At 71.7% G+C, this 18,590-nt stretch carries 16 protein-coding genes; all 16 read left to right on the top strand.

Translation table 11 applies throughout. The features are described 5' to 3' along the window. The first annotated feature begins 19 nt into the window (after positions 1-19). The 16 genes from FPZ12_RS19835 to FPZ12_RS19760 all read left to right on the top strand — a co-directional run bounded on the left by FPZ12_RS19835 (position 20) and on the right by FPZ12_RS19760 (position 18,588). Positions 20-961 (top strand): SMP-30/gluconolactonase/LRE family protein, encoded by a 942-nt coding sequence (locus tag FPZ12_RS19835; protein ID WP_144749767.1) that lies wholly within the window; start codon positions 20-22, stop codon positions 959-961. Between the two features lie 10 nt (positions 962-971). After that, entirely contained in the window at positions 972-2,678 is a 1,707-nt protein-coding gene (locus FPZ12_RS19830; protein WP_144749769.1) for a class I adenylate-forming enzyme family protein, read from the top strand. Continuing rightward, positions 2,675-3,436 carry an enoyl-CoA hydratase/isomerase family protein gene (locus FPZ12_RS19825; protein ID WP_144749771.1) on the top strand — a complete coding sequence of 254 codons (762 nt, stop codon included), beginning with the start codon at positions 2,675-2,677 and terminating at the stop codon, positions 3,434-3,436. The genes FPZ12_RS19830 and FPZ12_RS19825 overlap by 4 nt, the downstream gene beginning before the upstream one ends. Continuing rightward, positions 3,423-4,448, top strand: a complete 1,026-nt coding sequence (locus FPZ12_RS19820; RefSeq protein WP_144749773.1) for a phosphotransferase family protein — start codon at positions 3,423-3,425, stop codon at positions 4,446-4,448. The genes FPZ12_RS19825 and FPZ12_RS19820 overlap by 14 nt, the downstream gene beginning before the upstream one ends. Positions 4,449-4,462: 14 nt before the next feature. Next, positions 4,463-5,749 carry an acyl-CoA dehydrogenase family protein gene (locus FPZ12_RS19815; RefSeq protein WP_144749775.1) on the top strand — a complete coding sequence of 429 codons (1,287 nt, stop codon included), beginning with the start codon at positions 4,463-4,465 and terminating at the stop codon, positions 5,747-5,749. Positions 5,750-5,836: 87 nt separating this feature from the next. Further along, a complete protein-coding gene (gene idi / locus FPZ12_RS19810; protein WP_144749777.1) occupies positions 5,837-6,415 on the top strand; it encodes an isopentenyl-diphosphate Delta-isomerase in 579 nt (192 codons plus the stop codon). A gap of 247 nt (positions 6,416-6,662) precedes the next feature. Beyond that, positions 6,663-7,523, top strand: a complete 861-nt coding sequence (locus tag FPZ12_RS19805) for a hypothetical protein (RefSeq protein ID WP_144749779.1) — start codon at positions 6,663-6,665, stop codon at positions 7,521-7,523. Then, positions 7,517-10,237: an aldehyde dehydrogenase family protein gene (locus tag FPZ12_RS19800; RefSeq protein ID WP_144749781.1), complete on the top strand. Its 2,721-nt coding sequence runs from the start codon at positions 7,517-7,519 to the stop codon at positions 10,235-10,237. Before FPZ12_RS19805 ends, FPZ12_RS19800 begins: the two co-directional genes overlap by 7 nt. Before the next feature lie 22 nt (positions 10,238-10,259). After that, positions 10,260-11,438, top strand: a complete 1,179-nt coding sequence (locus FPZ12_RS19795) for a M24 family metallopeptidase (RefSeq protein ID WP_166462833.1) — start codon at positions 10,260-10,262, stop codon at positions 11,436-11,438. Beyond that, on the top strand, positions 11,435-12,766 hold the full coding sequence (locus FPZ12_RS19790) for a DegT/DnrJ/EryC1/StrS family aminotransferase (protein WP_166462832.1): 1,332 nt from the start codon (positions 11,435-11,437) through the stop codon (positions 12,764-12,766). The genes FPZ12_RS19795 and FPZ12_RS19790 overlap by 4 nt, the downstream gene beginning before the upstream one ends. 26 nt (positions 12,767-12,792) lie before the next feature. Beyond that, on the top strand, positions 12,793-13,632 hold the full coding sequence (locus tag FPZ12_RS19785; protein ID WP_243769922.1) for a transketolase: 840 nt from the start codon (positions 12,793-12,795) through the stop codon (positions 13,630-13,632). Next, a complete protein-coding gene (locus FPZ12_RS19780) occupies positions 13,629-14,621 on the top strand; it encodes a transketolase family protein (RefSeq protein ID WP_144749787.1) in 993 nt (330 codons plus the stop codon). The genes FPZ12_RS19785 and FPZ12_RS19780 overlap by 4 nt, the downstream gene beginning before the upstream one ends. Continuing rightward, the gene (locus tag FPZ12_RS19775; protein WP_144749789.1) at positions 14,621-15,337 is read left to right on the top strand and encodes an aspartate/glutamate racemase family protein; all 717 of its coding nucleotides are present in this window, start codon (positions 14,621-14,623) and stop codon (positions 15,335-15,337) included. Before FPZ12_RS19780 ends, FPZ12_RS19775 begins: the two co-directional genes overlap by 1 nt. After that, positions 15,327-16,496: an iron-containing alcohol dehydrogenase gene (locus FPZ12_RS19770; RefSeq protein WP_144749791.1), complete on the top strand. Its 1,170-nt coding sequence runs from the start codon at positions 15,327-15,329 to the stop codon at positions 16,494-16,496. The genes FPZ12_RS19775 and FPZ12_RS19770 overlap by 11 nt, the downstream gene beginning before the upstream one ends. Beyond that, positions 16,493-17,461: a transketolase family protein gene (locus FPZ12_RS19765; RefSeq protein ID WP_144749793.1), complete on the top strand. Its 969-nt coding sequence runs from the start codon at positions 16,493-16,495 to the stop codon at positions 17,459-17,461. The genes FPZ12_RS19770 and FPZ12_RS19765 overlap by 4 nt, the downstream gene beginning before the upstream one ends. Continuing rightward, the gene (locus FPZ12_RS19760; protein WP_166462831.1) at positions 17,458-18,588 is read left to right on the top strand and encodes an iron-containing alcohol dehydrogenase family protein; all 1,131 of its coding nucleotides are present in this window, start codon (positions 17,458-17,460) and stop codon (positions 18,586-18,588) included. Before FPZ12_RS19765 ends, FPZ12_RS19760 begins: the two co-directional genes overlap by 4 nt. Positions 18,589-18,590: the final 2 nt, after the last annotated feature.

The following is an 18,590-nucleotide window of genomic DNA, read 5'->3' as shown; positions in this document are numbered from 1 at the left end:
TCGCAGGAAAGGCAGGATCATGGTCAGTGCCGACCCCACCGCCCCGCCGCTCGACGAGGTGGCAGGCGGGCTGCAGTTCCCCGAAGGACCGGTCGCCCTGCGCGACGGTTCCGTGCTCGTCGTGGAGATCCGGCGCGGCACGCTGGCGAAGGTGCGCCCCGGCGGCGAAATCTCGGTGGTCGCCGAAGTGGGCGGCGGCCCGAACGGCGCCGCGATCGGGCCGGACGGCGCCGTGTACGTGTGCAACAACGGCGGGTTCGAATGGCAGGAGGCGGACGGGATCACCGCGCCGGGGCACCAGCCGGCGGACTACCTCGGCGGCCGCATCCAGCGCGTGGACGGCGACGGTTCGGTCACCGATCTCTACACCGAATGCGACGGCCGCCCGCTGCGCGGCCCGAACGACCTCGTGTTCGACACCGACGGCGGGTTCTGGTTCACCGATCTGGGGAAGGGCCGCGAGCGTGACCACGACACGGGCGCGCTCTACTACGCGGCCGCCGACGGTTCGTCCATTCGCGAAGTGGTCCACCCGCTGACCCAGCCGAACGGCGTCGGCCTCAGCCCGGACGGTTCCCGGCTCTACGTGGCCGAAACCGGACCGGGGCGCGTGTGGTCCTGGGAGATCGAGGCGCCCGGCCGGGTGCGCGCGGGCGCGACGTTCGGGCCCGGCGGCGCGACGCTGCTGCACGGGTTCCCGGGCTACCAGCCGCTCGACTCGCTGGGAGTCGACGGCGAAGGCAACGTGTGCGTCGCGACGCTGATCACCGGCGCGATCAGCGTGCTGGCCCCGGACGGCACGCTCCTGCGGCAGGTGCCGGTGCCCGAGCCGGATCCGTTCGTGACCAACATCTGTTTCGCCCCGGGCTCGAACACGGCGTACATCACGTCGTCCGGCCGGGGTCGCTTGTACCGCACGGAATGGCCCTGCCCGGGCCTCGATCTGGCGTACACGGCGTGAGGAGGAGGCGATGACGGACACCCTCAGCCGCGCGGCGCTCACGGAACGGTTCACCGCGCCGGGACAGCCGTTCGAGATCGGCGAACGCGAGGTCCGCGGCATCCCGATGCGCGTGTTCACGGCGGGGCCGCAGACGTTGCGCGAGATAGCGCTTTCTCTCGGCGCGTTCGGCGAACGGCCGTTCCTCGTCTTCCGCGACGAACGCTGGACGTACGCCGAGCAGGCGCGGATCATCGCGGGCCTGGCGCGCTGCCTGCGCGAGGAATACGGGCTGCGCAAAGGGGACCGGGTGGCGGTTTCGATGCGCAACTATCCCGAGTGGACACCCGTGTTCTGGGCCACGCAGCTGCTCGGGATCGTGCTGGTGCCGCTCAACGCGTGGTGGACCGCGCCGGAGCTGCGGTACGCCATCGAGGACGCGGGCGCGAGACTCGTGATCGTCGACGGGGAACGCGCCGCGTTGCTGGCGCCGCACCTCGACAGCCTCGGCAACCCGCCGCTCGTCGAAGTGCGCGGGACCGGGACGACCGGGCGCGGCTGGGACGAGCTGCTCGCGTCGCTCGACCCCGCCGCGGAGCCGCCGGACGCCGACGTGGAGCCGGACGACGACGCGACCATCCTCTACACCTCCGGCACGACGGGACAGCCCAAGGGAGCGATCGGCACCCATCGCAACCACTGCACGAATCTCTTCAACACCGCGTTGTCCGCGTTCGTCAGCGGCGCGATGGCCAACGGCGGCGAGCCGGTGGTCCCGGATCCGGCCGCGCCGCAGCCCGGCGGGCTGTGCACGTTCCCGTTGTTCCACATCGCCGGGATCACCAGCATCGGCTACACCGCGATGGTGGGCGGCAAGCTCGTCACCCAGTACAAATGGGATCGCGACGAGGCCCGCGCGCTGGTCCGGCGCGAACGGCTCACCGCGGTGTCCGGGGTGCCGACGGTGATCCGCTCCCTGCTCGACGACGCGGCGGAGGACACCGACGGGCTGGGGACGCTGGCCGGGATCTCCATGGGCGGCGCGCCGGTGCCGCCCGATCTCGTGGGCGGGGTCGACCAGGTCTTCGACGCGCTTGTCGCGCCCAGCAACGGTTACGGCCTCACCGAGACCACGTCGGCGGTCGTGGCGAACGTCGGCTCGGACTACGTGGCGCGGCCGGACAGCGTCGGGCGCTGCCAGCCGGGAACCGAGGTGCGCGTGGTGGATCCGGGGACCGGTGAGGACGTCGGCGAGGGCGAGATCGGCGAACTGTGGTTCCGCGGCCCGAACATCGTGCGCGGGTACTGGAAAAACCCGGAGGCGACGGCGGCGGCGTTCACCGATGGCTGGTTCCACACCGGGGACCTCGGGCGCGTCAGCGAGGGCTGGGTGTTCGTCGTGGACCGGATGAAGGACGTGATCATCCGCGGCGGGGAGAACATCTACTGCGCCGAGGTGGAGGCCGTGCTGTTCCGGCATCCGGCGGTCGAGGACGTGACGGTGGTCGGCGTGCCGCATCCGACGCTGGGTGAGGAGGCCGTCGCGGTCGTCGTGCCGCGCGAGGGAATGAGCGTGACGGCGGAGGAGATCCGGCGGCATGTGGCGGCGGGGCTGGCGGCCTTCAAGGTGCCCGCGCACGTCCTGATCCGGTCGGAGCCGCTGCCGCGCACGCCGAGCGGCAAGGTCCTGAAACGCGACCTGCGGCCCGTGCTGGCGGCGGAAGTGGAGGCGCGGTGAGTCCCGGTCAGGACATCGGCTACGCCGAGAGCGAGCACGTCGGAGTGCTCACGCTCAACCGTCCCGACGTGCACAATGCCTTGCGGCGCAAGACTTATGACGAACTGACCGAGCTGGTCCACGGCACCACGGCCCGCGTGCTGGTGATCACCGGCGCCGGACGGTCGTTCTGCTCGGGCGACGACGTCCGCGAGCTGATGACCGGCGAGGCGCCGCCACCACCGCCCCGGCTCACCCCGGCCGCGGATGCCTTGCTGCACACCGATGTCCCGGTGATCGCGGCGGTGAACGGGCCGGCGGTCGGATGGGGTATGGAGCTGGCGCTGATGGCCGATCTCCGGGTCGCGGCGGCCTCGGCCCGGTTCGGGGAGCTGTTCGTCAAACGCGGGCTGTGCAGTGACGTCGCGGGGATCGCCCGGCTCGCGCAACTCGTGGGCCGGGAGACCGCCGCCGAGCTGTTGTTCACCGGGGACGTCATCGATGCCGGACGGGCTGAGCGGATCGGGCTGGTGAGCCGCGTCGTCCCCGATGATCACCTGATGCCCGCCGCGCTGGAACTGGCCGGGCGGATCGCGGCGAACCCGCCGCTGGCCGTCGCCGCGCTCAAACGCGGGCTCCGGCGCGCGCTCGATCCGGAGTGGCGTGACCTCGGGGCGTGGGTGAGCACGACGCTGGGGGAGTTGTTCACCACGGAGGATCACCGCGAGGGTGTGCGGTCGTTCTTGGAGAAGCGGGAGCCCCACTATGTCGGACGATGAACCCGCGGGCATCGACGGGCAGCGGGTGAGCCGGTGGCTCGGCGACCATGTCGAAGGCTTCGTCGAGCCCGCCGCGTTCGAGCTGATCTCCGGTGGCCGGTCGAACCTCACGTACCGGGTCACCGACGGCGCCGGTACGGCCCGAGCGTTGCGCCGCCCGCCGACCGGGGGCGTGCTCAGCACGGCGCACGACATGGGGCGCGAGTGGAGCTTCATCTCGGCGCTCGCGGGCACGGCGGTCCCCGTCGCGCCGCCGCTCGCGTACTGCACCGACACCGAAGTCACCGGCGCCGAGTTCTCCGTGATGGGCCTCGTCGAGGGCGAGGTCCTGGCCGATGCCGAAGCCGGAAACCGCTTTCCGGAGGAGGCTCGCGCCCGCGCCGGCGAGCACCTCGTCGACGTGCTGGCGGAACTGCACGCGCTGGATCCGGTGGCGCTGGGTCTCGGCGATCTCGTGCGCCGCACCGGGTACGTCGAGCGGCAGCTGCGGCGCTGGCACGCGCAGGTGCACGCCACCGGCGCACCGGAGCTGGCGCTGCTGGACGAGGTGCACGACCGGCTGGCCGAACGAATCCCGAAGCAGCGCAACGGAATCGTGCACGGCGACTACCGGCCCGGCAACCTCAGCTTCGGTCCGGACGGCACCGTGCGCGCGGTGTTCGACTGGGAGCTGGCCACGTCGGGCGATCCGCTCGCGGACCTCGGCTGGCTGGCGGCGAGCTGGCAGGACCCGGGGGAGGAGACCCCACCGGTCACGCCGGGGCCGAGCACGGCGCCCGGCTTTCCGTCGCGGGCCGAGATCGTGGCGCGCTACGCCGACCGGTCGGGGCTCGACCTCGCCGACCTGCCGTACTGGATCGCCTTCGCGCGATGGCGATCCGCGTGCATCGGCGTGGGCGTGCGGGCGCGCTACGAGGCCGGGCACATGGCGGACGACGGATTCTCACTCGAAGAACGCGCCGACGACGGTGTCCGCCTCTGCGAAGCCGCCCTGCGGGACCTCGCCAACTGACGGGAGAAAACACCATGGCCTGGGACTTTTCCACCGAACCGGAGTTCGAGGAGAAGCTCGCCTGGATGCGCGGGTTCGTCCGCGACGAGATCATCCCGCTCGAAACCCTCGACCTCGACGCGGACGCCTTCGCGCGCGCCACCGCGCCGTTGAAGGAGGAGGTGAAGGCGCGCGGGCTGTGGGCCGCGCATCTGCCGCCGTCGCTCGGCGGCCGCGGGTTCGGGCAGGTGAAGCTCGGGCTGATGCACGAGATCCTCGGCCGTTGCGCCTACGCGCCCGCGATCTTCGGCAACAACGCGCCCGACTCGGGCAACGCCGAACTGCTCGCCGTCGGCGCCGACGACGAGCAGAAGCAGAAGTGGCTGGAACCGCTGCTGGACGGCCGCCTGCGCAGCGCGTTCTCGATGACCGAGCCCGGCGCGGGCGCGGACCCCACGCTGCTGACCACGCGCGCGGTGCGCTCCGGCGACGAGTACGTCCTCAACGGCCACAAGTGGTTCACCTCCCACGGTTCGGTCGCCGACTTCCTCATCGTGATGGCGGTGACCGACCCGGACGCCCCGCCCCGGCGGCGGGCCACCATGTTCGTCGTGCCGGCGGGCACCGAGGGCGTCGACATCCTCCGCGACGTGCCGACGATGGCCGAACCGGACGAGCACAGTGGACGCCCCGGTGGCCACGCCGAGATCATCTACCGCGACGTGCGGGTGCCGGTGGAGAACCGCATCGGCGACGAGGGCGACGGGTTCGTGCTCGCGCAGCAGCGGCTCGGCCCCGGCCGGATCCACCACTGCATGCGCTGGCTCGGCCAGTCCCAGCGCGCGTTCGACATGCTGTGCGAACGTGCCCTTTCGCGGTACACCCACGGCTCCTTCCTGGCCGAGAAGCAGATGGTGCAGGACTGGATCGCGACCTCGGCGGCCGAGATGACCGCGGCGCGGCTGATGACCCTGCAGGCAACGTGGAAGATGGACACCGGCGGCACGGCGGCCGCGCTCACCGACATCGCGATGATCAAGTTCTACGGGGCTTCGGTGCTCTACAACGTCATCGACCGCGCGATCCAGGCGCACGGCTCGCTCGGCTACACCACCGACCTGCCGCTGGAGTCGATGTACCGGCAGGCCAGGGCGGCGCGCATCTACGACGGCCCGGACGAGGTGCACAAGGTCACAGTCGCCCGCCGCGTCCTGCGGGGGTACGAGCGGCGTGAGGTGCCATCGGAGCACGTCCCGGCCCGTCGCGCCGCCGCGAAGGAGAAGTTCGCCTGGCTGCTCGATTCGGCGTCGGTGAACAGCTGAACCTTGTGGGGATGTTCTCGCGCGGCACCAGCCCATACAGTGGGTGACCGGCAGGACACGCAAGCCCTCGCGCGGGAACGGAGAAGCATGGAACAGGTCGTACTGCTGACCGAGGACGGGCAGGCCAGGGGCACCATGGACAAGGCGGCGGTGCACCACCGCGACACCCCGCTGCATCTCGCGTTCTCGTGCTACCTGTTCGACGGCCGGGGCAGGCTCCTGCTCACCACCCGCGCGCGGACGAAGCCGACGTGGCCGGGCGTGCGCACCAACAGCTGCTGCGGCCACCCCGCGCCGGGCGAGAAACTCGCCGACGCCGTGCGTCGGCGGGTCCCGCAGGAGCTGGGCGTGGACGCCGAGGAGATCACGCTGGTGCTGCCCGCGTTCCGCTACCGCGCGGTGATGGAGAACGGCATCGTGGAGAACGAGATGTGCCCGGTGTTCCGCGCGGTCACGGACGGTGACCCCCGGCCAGAGCCGTCCGAAGTGGACGGTTACGAGTGGGCGGTGTGGGACGAGCTGGTGGCCGAGGTGGGCGCCGGCGGGCGGACGGTCTCGCCGTGGTGCGCGCAGCAGGTCGCCGAACTCGCCGCTCTGGGGCCGGATCCGTTCGGCTGGCCCGCCGCGGACGAAGCGCTGCTGCCCCCGGCGGCGCGCGTGGCCTGACCGTCCACTGAGGACACCTCAGGCGCTGTTGGCTCCTGCCCGGAACCGCGGCGGAAAAGTCAGCACATACCGAGCTGTTGGTTACTAATCCGACTACAGCCACGGCGGAAATGGGTTTCTCCGAGCAACTCCGCTGCGGTTGGTTTCCGCCTGCTTCCGGTCGGATTAATAACTCCGGGTGATTTCTGATCCGGGGGCGCCCCTCGCCCGTACAACTGGCAACGGAGGCCGGTTGCGAGGGGGGAACATGGCCGGGATCTTGATGCGGGCTGCCCAGGCGCCCGCGGTGGCACCGAGTCCGGCGGTCACCGTCCGGCGGGTGTGGGGAACGGACGAATACCGCCAGTGTGAGCGTCTGCAGGACCTGGTCTGGGGGACCAGTGACATCGTCGGCATCCCGCTGCTGGAGCTGCTGACCGCGCAGGAGAACGGCGGGATCGTCCTCGGTGCGTTCGACGGCGGCGGGGAGCTCGCGGGGTTCGTCTACTCGTTTCCGGGGATCAGCCAGGGCGGCGCGCTGAAACAGTGCTCCGTGCTGTTGTGCGTGCATCCGCTGTACCGCTCGCACGGCATCGGCAGGCGCCTGAAGCTGGCGCAGCGCCGGGCGGCGCTCGACGCCGGGATCGAGCTCATCACCTGGACCTTCGACCCGCTGCTGGCCGGGAACGCGGCGCTCAACGTGCGCAGGCTCGGCGCGATCGCGCGCGACTACCGGGTGAACGTCTACGGCACCGGCAGTGGGCTCAACGCCGGCCTCGACACCGACCGGCTGCTGGCCGAATGGTGGCTGCGCCGCAGCCCGTGGCCGGAACCGCGGAACACCGCGCCGGGCTCGCTCAGCGAGTCACCCGCGAACCGCGTGATCGAGCGGAACGGCTTGCCCTGCAACCGATCCGTGCACCTGGACCGGGAGACGCCGCGCGTGCTGGTCGCGGTACCCGGTGACCTCGGCGCGATCAAGCACGCCGACCTCGGCGCGGCACGGGCCTGGCGGGCGGAGATCCGCGCGGTGTTCACCGAGTACTTCGCGCGCGGCTACGTGGCGGTGGACTTCCGCCGCACCGGCCCGCATCCCGCGTACGTGCTGCAGCGGAGAACGGCGTGCTGACCGTCATCGACGTCCTGCGCCGCACCGCCGGGCGTCATCCCGAACGGCCGTTCCTGACCTGGACGCGCCCGGACGGCCAGGACGAGACAGTCACCTACCGCGCCGCGCTGGAGCACGTCACCGAGGTGGCCGCCGCGCTGGCCCGGCACCGGGTGGGTTTCGGCGACCGTGTCGCCGTGGTGCTGCCGAACGGGCCGGAGCTGGCGTTCCTGTGGTTCGCCTGCGCGCGGCTCGGCGCGGTGCTGGTGCCGCTGGACGAACGCCTGACCGACAAGGAACTGCGCGCGCTGGTGACCACCGCGGCGCCGTCGCTGGTGCTGGTTCCGCCGCACCGCAAGGAACTCGCGGACACGCTCGGGCCTTTCCGGGTGGTCAGTGAGCTGTCCGGCGGTGGCGATCCGCCGGACGGCCCGGTGTCGGCGCAGAGCCCGCTGGTCGTGCTGTTCACCTCGGGCTCGACCGGGAAGCCGAAGGGCTGCGTGCTCAGCCAGCTGAGTTTCGTGCTGCCGGTCGAGGAGTTCTGCGAGCGGCTCGGGATCAGCCACGAGGACGTCGTCCTGCACGTCCTTCCGTTGCACCATATGGCAGGGCTGTCGTTGCTCGCGTCGGCCGCCCACCGTGGCGCGCACGTGGTGCTGCGGCCCAGGTTCAGCGGCAGCCGGTTCTGGCCGGAGGTGCGGAAGTACCGGGCGACGGTGTTCCGCCACCTCGGCGAGATGCTCGCCGTGCTGTGTGCGCGGCCCGCCGACCCGGACGACCTCTCGACAACGCTGCGCGTTGTCTATGGAGGCGGAGCGCCCGCGGAGACCGCACGCCTTTTCACCGCGCGCTACGGCGTTCCCGTCGTGGAAGGCTTCGGGCTGTCCGAGACGAACACCCTGCTGTGCGGGCGCTGGGACGCGCCGAATCCCGGCACGCTCGGCGAACCGCTCGACCACGTCCGGATCAGGCTGATCGACGCCGTCGGCGCCACCGTCCACGGGCCGGGCACCGGACGGCTGCTGGTACGCCGCAACCCGGCGATGATGTCGGGTTACTTCCGCGCCCCGGCCGCGACGAGGCAGGCCTTCACCGGCCACTGGTTCGCCACCGGCGACCTGGTGCGGCGCGACGAAGCCGGGATGCTGACCTTCGCGGGCCGGACGGACGACCTGATCCGGCGGCGCGGGGAGAACATCGACCCGGCGGAGATCGAGCGGGTGGTCGAGGCCTGTGCCGGGGTGCGCCGGGCGGTCGCGCTCGGGGTCCCGGATCCCTTCGGTGGCCAGGAGATCGAGGTCTTCCTGGAGCCGCTGCCGCGGTTCGTCGTGGACCGCGGGCTGGTGGAACAGGCGTGTGCCCGTGCACTCGCCCCGTTCAAACGGCCACGTGAGATCCACATCATGCATCGCCTGCCGGTGACGGCCACGGAGAAGGTCGCGCGGAGTGCGTTGCAGCGCAAGGCGGCCGCGATGGCGGCGAAGCGCGAAGTCCACAATGGACACGGGTTCGGGTCGTCCGTGGCGGAGCGCGCGGAACAGCTGGCGAAGCTGGCTGACGTCGTCGAGGACACCGCCGGTGAGCTGGAGGACCTCGCGGTCGAGCTGTTCCCGTTCAGCCGCAAGGTGATCCGTTCGGACATCCGGCTGGCGATCACGCGGCTGCGCGCGTTTCCCGGCGCGCTCGACGCGCTGCAGGGGCGGGAGCCGGTCGGCAAGGTCGCGTTGTGCCTGCCCGGTAACGCGATCCTGAGCAACCCGGTGGCCACCATAGGTGCGTCCTACCTGGCCGGAAACCGCACGCTCGCCCGGCTTCCGGGCCGACGCGCGCGCTGGGCGGAGATTCTCGCGGACCTCCTGCGGCCCGCGTTGTCCGGCAGGGTCGAGTTCAGCGACCGGGCCGGGCCTGTCTTCCTCGGCGAGTCGATGGCCGACCCCGGGATCGGCGCGGTGATGGCGTTCGGCGACGACAACTGGGCGCGGGGCTACGAGGAACCCGCCCGCAAGACGGGGACCCGGTTCGTGTTCGAAGGCCCCGGCAAGGACCCGTTTCTGGTGCTGCCCGGCGCTTCCGTGCCCGAGGCCGCGGCCGCCGCGGTGGCCGCCGGGCTCTACAACGCCGGCCAGGCGTGCACCGCGCCGGAACGGTTCTACGTGCACCGCGAGATCTACCCGGAGTTCGTGGGCCAGGTCGCGGAACTGACCGCGGCGCTGGCGATCGGCGAGCACTGGGACGAGGCGACGGACATCGCGCCGCTGGACCGTGCGACGGCGAGCCGGGTGCTCGCCCAGCTCGACGCGGCGACCAAGGCCGGCGCGAAGCTGCTGTACGGCGGCAAGGCGCACAACGTCGGGGACCGCGTGCTGATCGAACCGGCGGTGCTCGTCGACGTCGGGCACGACATGGACGTGATGCGCGCCGAGACCTTCGGGCCGGTGCTCCCGATCGTCCAGGCCGACTCCGCGGACGAGGCCGTCGAACTGGCGGAGGACTCGGTCTACGGGCTCACCGCGACCGTTTTCGGGGGCACCACGGACATCGCGGCGAGACTCGCCCGCACGCACGGCGAGGTGTTCACCGGCGAAACCTGGCTGGAGCACCGGCGCAGGCTGCCGCTCGCGCCCTATGGCGGACGGCGCCGCTCCGGCTGGGTCTGGGAATGGCACGGCGGCGCCTTCGTGCGCCGGGACGGGCCACGGCTCACCTTGCACGAATTCGGCCGTCCGGCCGGCTGACCATCACCACGAGGGGGAATCCATGCGGGAGAACGAAAATCTGCCGTTCACGCTCGACGAGTACCGGACGAGACTGGCCCGGGTGCGCGAGGGCATGGCGGCGCGGGAGATCGACGTCGCGATGATCTCCGTACCGGAGAACATCTACTACCTCACCGGCTACACCACGCTCGGCTATTACATGTACCAGACCCTGCTGGTGCCGGCCGAGGGCGAGCCGCTGCTGCTGACGTACCGCGAGGAGCGGATCAACGTGCAGCGGCTGTCCTGGCTGGAGCGTTACACCGACTACGACGTCACGCAGGATCCGATCGAGGTCACGGTCGACGCGCTCGACGAGGTCGGCGCGCGGGGGAAGGTCACCTCCATCGAGGAGAGCGGCTACTTCTTCCCCATCCGCACCTACCACCGGCTCGTCGCCGCGCTGCCCCAGACCCGCTGGGTGGACGGCAGCGGGCTGGTCGAGGCGGTGCGGCTGGTCAAGTCGCCCGCCGAGATCGACTACATCCGGCTCGCCGCCGGGGCGGCGATGGCCGGGATGCGGTCCGCTTTGGACACTGCCCGCCCCGGCGTGACCGAGAACGAGGTGGCGGCCGCGGTGTACGGCGGCACGCTGCGCCACGGCAGTGAGTACCCGGGGAGCCCGCCGTACGTGATCAGCGGGGAACGTTCGGGATTGCCGCACGGCACCTGGGAAGGCCGCGAGCTGCGCGACGGGGACATCGTGTTCCTGGAGTTCTCCGGCTGCGTCCGCCGCTACAGCGCGGCGATGATGCGCGCGGCGTTCATCGGCGATCCGCCCGCCGCGGTCACCGGCCGCGTCGCGGCGGTGGTCGACGGGCTGGAGGCAGCGATCGGCACCATCCGTGCCGGGGTCACGTCCGGCGCCGTGGACGACGCGTGCCGGAAGACCCTGGTGAGCCACGGTTTCGGGGACTTCACGCACGAGACCGGCTATTCCATCGGCGTCTGCTATCCGCCGGGCTGGAACGAAAGCCACATCATGAACCTCCACCCCGGCGACGAAACCGTGTTGCGGCCCAACATGGTCTTCCACCTGGTGCCGTCGCTGATCGTGCCGGAGCTGAACGGGCACGTCGGGTTCAGCGAGACCGTCGTCGTCACCGAGACGGGCTGCGAGGTGCTGACCGGCAAGGTGGTGCCCAGGGAGCTCCAGCTGCTGCCGGGAACCCTCCGGTGAGCGCGCTCGCGTTGTTCGGCGGCACCCCGGTGGCGCCGAAGGGGATCGACGAGAACTGGCCCGAGGTCACCGAAACCGACATCGCCGCGGTCACCGACACGCTCCGTTCCGGGCGCCTGAGCTGGATGAACGACGACCAGGTGCGCGAGCTGGAACGGGAGTGGGCCGGGTACACCGGTACCGCGCACTGCCTCGCGGTGAACAGCGGGACGGCGGCGCTGCACGCGGCCGTCGCGGCGGCGGGGATCGGGCCGGGCGACGAGGTGATCGTGCCCGCGCTGAGCTTCCTCGCCTCCGCCACCTGCGTCCTGCACCACCAGGGCATCCCGGTGTTCGCGGACGTCGACCCGGTCACGTTCACCCTCGATCCGTCCGATGTGGAGCACCGGATCTCCCGGCGCACCAAGGCGATCATCGCGGTACACCTGCACGGCTTGCCCGCCGACATGGCCGCCGTCAGCGAGATCGCGCGCCGGCACGGGCTGGTGGTGATCGAGGACGCGGCGCAGGCGCACGGCGCCACGGTGGACGGGGTGCGGGCCGGCGCGCTCGGCGATCTCGGCGCGTTCAGCATCATGGCCGGGAAGAACCTGGCCACCGCGGGCGAAGGCGGGCTGCTAACGACGAACGATACCGGCCTGCGCAACCGCGCGGACGCGGTGAAGATGTTCGGCGAGACCATCGATCCGGACGGGCACCGCGACTACCACGCGCACACGCTCGGCTGGAACTACCGGTTCAGCTCCATCCTCGCCGCGTTCACCCGCTCCCAGCTGGCGCGGCTCGACACCTACATCGACGAGACCAGGGCGGGCGCGAACCGGCTCACCGGGACGCTGAGCGAGCTGCCCGGCGTGCTGCCGCCGGTCGTCCCGGACGGCAGAACCCATGTGTACCACCACTTCCGGGTGCGGTTCGACCCGGCACAGGCCGGGCTCGACGTCGCACCGGGGCCGTTCCGACGCGTGGTCGGCGAGGCGCTGACCGCCGAGGGGATCCCGGTGATCGGCTACCAGAACCGGCCGCTGCCCGGCCAGCGCCTGTTCGCCGAGCGCGTCGGCTACGGCCGGGGCTGCCCGTGGACCTGCGGGCACACCGCGCGGACGGTCGAATACCGGCCGGAGGAGTACACCTCGACGCTCGCGGTGATCTCCGGCTCGCTGCTGGTCGGCAGCAGGCTGTGCCCGGCTTCGTTCCGGGACCCGGCGGCGATCTCCGCGTACGAGGACGCCTTCGTGAAGGTGTTCGGCCGGCTGGGGGAGCTGGCCGCGTACGCGCGAACCATCGACTACGCCGAGCCGTGGGAGGACGGCGACCGGCTGTGGTGATCCAGCAGAAACACGGAAGAGGGGCCATGAGTATCACGACCGTTGCCAACCACACCGATCTCATCGCGATGGCGCACCGGCTGCGCAGGCACATCGTCGAACTGGCGACGCACAGCCCTGGCGCGCACGTCGGGGGCTCGATGTCTTCGGTGGAGATCCTGACCGTCCTGCTGTTCGACGACGTGCTGCGGGTCGACCCGGCGCGGCCGGACTGGCCGGAACGGGATTTCCTCATCTACAGCAAGGGACATTCCTCGGCGTCGCTGTACGCCGCGCTGGCCGAGCGGGGCTTCTTCCCCATCGATGAGCTGGCCGGGTACAAGACCCCGGGCAGCCGGTTCGCCGGGCACCCGTCGCGGAGCATCCCCGGGGTCGAGCTGGCCACCGGCTCGCTCGGGCACGGCCTGCCGGTCGGCACCGGGCTCGCCCTCGCCGGGGCGTACGACCGCGCGAACTACCGCGTGTTCGTCGTGCTGGGCGACGGCGAATGCCAGGAGGGCTCGGTGTGGGAGTCGGCGATGGCCGCGGGGCACTATCGCCTGGACAACCTGGTCGCGATCGTGGACCGCAACGGGTTCCAGGAGGACGGGCCGACCGAGGAGATCATGCGGCTGGAGCCGTTCGCCGACAAATGGCGCAGCTTCGGCTGGGAAGTGACCGAAGTGGACGGTCACGACGTGGGCGACCTGAGCGCCGCGCTGCACAAAGTCCCCGCTGCCACGGGGAAACCGACCTGTCTCGTCGCGCATACGGAGAAGGGGCACGGGCTGTCGTTCACCTCGAACACGCACCTGTGGCACTACGGGAAGTTCACCGAGGCGCAGTACGAACAGGCGCTCGGCGAGCTGGACCAGGGGGCGAGATGACCTCCGTGGTGGTGGAACCGGCGTGCGGCAGCACGGCCTGGGTCGAGCGCTACGGCCTGTCCGCCGTGGACACCTGCCGGCTCGCGCAGCTGCACGCCGCGGACCGCGACGGCCGGGTGTTCTCGCTGGAGGGCGACCTCGGCGACTTCGGCGGGCTGCGGTTCGCCGAAAGGTATCCGGGGCGGTTCCTGGACATGGGCATCGCCGAGGCGAGCCTGATCGGCGCGGCCGCGGGGCTCGCGCTGCGCGGGAAGGTCGCGTTCGTCAACACGTTCGGCAGTTTCGCGCTGATGCGGGCCTGCGAGCAGGTCCGGCTCGACGTGGCCTACCACCGGACGAACGTGAAGATCGCCGGAACGTTCACCGGCGTCGCGGCCGGGTTCTCCGGCCCGACCCACCACTGCGGCGAGGACCTCGCCGTGGCGCGGTCGCTGCCGGGGATGACGGTGCTCGCGCCGGCCGACGCGGTCAGCGCGTACCAGCTGACCCTGGCCGCCGCGCAGCTCGACGGCCCGGTGTACCTGCGGCTCGGGGTGGAGGCGACGCCCCAGGTTTACGACGAGAACGCGACCTTCGAGATCGGCCGCGGCAACGTGCTCGCCGAAGGCGCGGACGTGACCCTCGTGGCGGCCGGGTTGACCACGGTCGCGACGGTGCTCGAAGCGGCGCGGCAGCTGGCCGCGCGCGGCGTGCACGCCACCGTGATCGACCTGCACACGATCAAGCCGGTCGACGAGGAACTCCTTGTCCGGTCCGCGAAAGCGACCGGGCTCGTGGTGACCGTCGAGGAGCATTCGACGATCGGCGGGCTCGGCGGCGCGGTGGCCGACGTGCTCGCCGGGAGCTGCCCGGTCCCGATGCGGATGCTCGGCCTGCCCGACGCGTTCGCCCACGACGTCGGCTCGTACGCCGACCAGCTGGCCCGGTGCGGCCTCGACGTACCCGGCGTGCGCGCGGCGGTCGAATCCGCTCTGCGGAGGTGGAAGTGATGGCCAGACAGGAAAAACCCGCCGTCGGGGTGCTCATGCTGGCGGGCCGGATGGCGGACGTGCCCGGCTGCATGGCCAGCGACGCGAGCTTCGCGCATCCCGTGCACCGCAAGGTGGTCTCGGGGTCCTCGACCCCGCGCCGGCCCGCCGACATCCCGCCGATGCTGCCGAACTACCTCGACGCCGCGCGGGAACTGCGGGACGACGGGGTGGACGTGATCACCGCCAACTGCGGGCTGCTCGCGCTCGCGCAGCAGCAGGTCGCGGACGCCGTCGACGTGCCGGTCGTGCTGTCCAGTCTGATCGCCGTGCCCACGGTGGCCAGGATGATCGGGCCGCACCGCCGCGTCGGGATTCTCACCTTCTTCGTGGACGCGGTCGGCGAGGAGAACTTCACCGCCTGCGGCTGGAGCAGCTCCGAGGCCCCGGTCAGCGTGGCCGGGGTCGGCCGCTACCGGTCGTGGAACCGCTTCCTGGAGACCAAGGAGATGGACGGCGAGCTGCGCGCCCGGCTGCGCGACGACCTGCTCGAAGTGATCACCGAGTTTCTCGCCCGCGAGTCCGACATCGGCGCGCTGGTCAGCGAATGCACGATGCTGCCCGCGGTGCTGTCCGAACTCCGGCCGCTGATCCCGGTTCCGGTGTTCGACATCCTCACGGTGATCGACTGGGCCGTCTCGGGCTCCCGGCATTCGGTGGTGGGCGATGCTCACTGAACCGAGTTTCTTCCAGCTGGTCCCCGAAGTCCACTATGGACGCGGGGTCGCCGCCAGTGCGGGCGGACTGGCGAAGGCACAAGGGATCCGGCACGCGCTCGTGGTGACCGACCCCGGGGTGCTCGGTGCAGGGGTGTGCGAGCCGGTGCTGTCGGCGTTGCGCGACGAAGGCGTCGCGGTGACGGTGTTTTCCGACCTGGCCACCAATCCGTCCGAGAAGCAGGTGGCGGCCGCGGCCGAGGCGTACGTCGCGGCGGGCTGTGACGGGGTGCTCGGGGTCGGCGGCGGCAGCTCGATGGACGTGGCGAAATGCGCCGCGACCGTCGTCGCCTCCGGCGGCGCGGACATCCGCGAGTTCGAAGACGGCGCGAGGGCCCCGGGGAGCCCGGTGCCGCCGCTGGTGCTGGTGCCGACCACGTCGGGCACCGGCAGCGAGGTGGTCGCGGGCGCGATCATCACCGACAGCGCGCGGGTGTTCAAGATGCACGTGGTCGCGGTGCCGGCGCAGGTCGCGCTGTGCGATCCGGAGCTGACGGCCGGGCTCCCGCCCGGCCCCACGGCGGCCTCGGGGATCGACGCGCTGGCGCACGCCATCGGGGCGTACACCTCGTCCGAACGGCAGCCGCTGACGGACGGGATGGCGTTGTACGCGATCTCGGTGATCTCGCGCTGGCTGCCGGTGGCGGTGGCCGACGGCGCGGACCTCGAGGCCCGCGAGTGGATGACCATCGGCAGCCTGGCCGCCGGGATCTCCATGAAGGGCGGGGGAGCGGCGGACCACGCGTTCGCGCACGCGGTGAACGCGCTGTTCGACGTGCACCACGGGGTCGGCGTCGGGCTGTTCCTCGCCGAGGCGATGGAGTTCAACCTGCCCTACCTGGCCGGCCGGCTGGCCGCCGTCGCCAGGGCGATGGGCGTCGCCGACCACGGCACGGACGACTACGTGGCGGCCAAGTCCGCGGTCGCGGCCGTCCGGGAGCTGGTGGAGAAGTGCGGAATCCCGGGCGCCGCCGAACTCGGCGTGCGGGAGGAGCACATCGGCCCGCTCGTGGCGAAGGTGCTCGAAGACGGTTTCCACCTCGGCCTCAACCCGGTCGCACTGTCCACTGAGGACATCCGCAGGGTCGTGGCCAAGGTGGCGGGGGAGGGATCGCGATGACGCTCGCGGACTGGTACGCCGAGCACGGCCTGTCCAGCCGGGTGACCAGCAGGCAGGCGCAGCTCGACCTGGCGCGGCTCAACGAGCGGGTGTTCTCGGTCGAGGGGGACCTCGGGCTGCCCGCGGTCCCGTTCGGGAAGGAGTTCCCCGCGCGCTACCTGCAGCTGGGCATCGCGGAGGCCGATCTCGTCAGCGTCGCCTGCGGGATGGCGATGGCGGGTAAGGTCCCGTTCGTCAACACCTTCGCGGCTTTCGCCGTGCTGCGGGCGTGTGAGCAGATCCGGCTGGACGCGGCGTACGCGGGCAGCAACGTGAAGATCGCGGGCTACTACACCGGGCTCTCCGGTGGCTACGCCGGCCCGTCGCACAGCTGCCTCGAGGACATCGCGATCACCAGGGCGATCCCGGACCTGGTGGTGGTTTCGCCGGCCGACGCGTACGAGGCGTACCGCGCCACCGTCGCCGCGTTCCGCCACGACGGGCCGGTGTACCTGCGGCTCAGCCGGGGCGACACGCCGCCGGTGTACAGCGAGCACTACGAGTTCACCCTCGGCCGCGCGGTCACGCTCGCCGAGGGCACTGGCTCGCCGGATGTCGCGATCATCGCCACCGGCTGCCAGATCGTGCCGCAGGCGCTGGAGGCGGCCGGGCTGCTGGGCGAGTACGGGCTCCGCGTGCGCGTGCTGAACATGCACACGCTGAAACCCTTGGACACCAAGGCGATCGTGGACGCGGCCCGCGTGGCGCGGCTGGTCGTCACCTACGAGGACCACAACATCCACGGCGGGCTGGGGTCGGCGGTCGCGAGCACGCTGCTCACCCGGCACCCCGCGCCGCTGCTGCGCTTCGCCGTGCCGGACGTCTTCTGCACCGACACCGCCGAATACCCGGAAATGCTGGCCAGGTATGGCCTTTCCGCGGAGCACGTGCGCGACGGCGTTCGCTCGGCGTTGGAGCGGCTGTGAGCGCGCTGGTTCGCCCGCCGGTCCGGATCGGCCCGGTCACCGGGCTCCGGCGGGTGCTGACGGACAAGCGGATCCGGCGGCTGCTCGTGGTCACCGACGCGGGGGTGTCGGAGGCGGGCTGGGCCGATCTGGTGGCGGCGCTGATCCTGGCGTCGAACCGGAAGCCGGTCGTCTGGCGGGGAGTGCACGGCTGCCCTGGCGAGACCGTGGTGGAGCGGTGCGCGCAGGCGTACCGCTCCGGCAGGCACGACGCGCTGGTCGCGGTCGGCGGCGGCAGCGTCATCGACGCGGCGAAGGCGGCGGCGGGCCTGCTCGGTGAGCCGGGGAGCCCGCGCCTGGCCCAGTTCGAAGGGCTCGGCCAGTTCACCGGCGCCGCGCCGCCCGTGTTCGCCGTGCCGACCACGCCGGGTGGCGCGGAGGTCACGGCGCACGCGGTGATCGCCGGTCCGCACGGCCGCCGGTACGCGGTCAGCGGCCTCGGCCTGCGGCCCAGCGCCGTGCTCCTCGACCCGGCGCTGGCCGCGACGGCGCCGCGTGAAGTCGTGCTGGACACCGCGCTGGATTCGTTGCTGCACGCGATCGAAGCGTTCTTCGCCCGGGCCGGGACACCGGTCACCAGTGGCCTCGCGCTGCGGGCGGTCGGCCGGATCACCCGTAGTCTTCAGTCCGTTGTGGACGGTCAGCCCGGGGTGTCGCGGGAACTGGGCTTCGGCTGTCTGCTGGCGAGCGTGGCGATGGCGAACACCAACGCAGGCGTCGTGCACGCGCTGGGCTACCCGCTGACCAGCGAGTACGGGCTCAGCCATGGCCGGGCCAACGCGGTCGTCGCGCCGGCCGCGCTGAGCATGTTGGGCGGGAACGACAGTGAACGGCACGGCGCGCTGCTGGCGGCCTGGCACGGTCGCCCCGCCGAGGTCGGCGCCGCGTTCGCCGCGCTGCTCGACGAACTGGGCGTACCCACCGGGCTGGACACCTACTGCGTGCCGGACGGGGATCTGCCGCGGCTCGCGGGGCTCGCGGCGACCTACCGGCCGGTGCTGGAGAACACGCCGGTCGCCGTGACCAAACCGGCCCTGCTGGAGCTCTACCGCCGGTCCTGGCCGGCGAAGGTGGCGGCCGCGACATGACC

Origin of the sequence: Amycolatopsis acidicola, from assembly GCF_007713735.2 — a bacterium.
GTDB lineage: Bacteria > Actinomycetota > Actinomycetes > Mycobacteriales > Pseudonocardiaceae > Amycolatopsis_E > Amycolatopsis_E acidicola.
The sequence above is the reverse complement of the archived record's forward strand: the minus strand, read 5'-3'. Positions and strand labels throughout refer to the sequence as shown.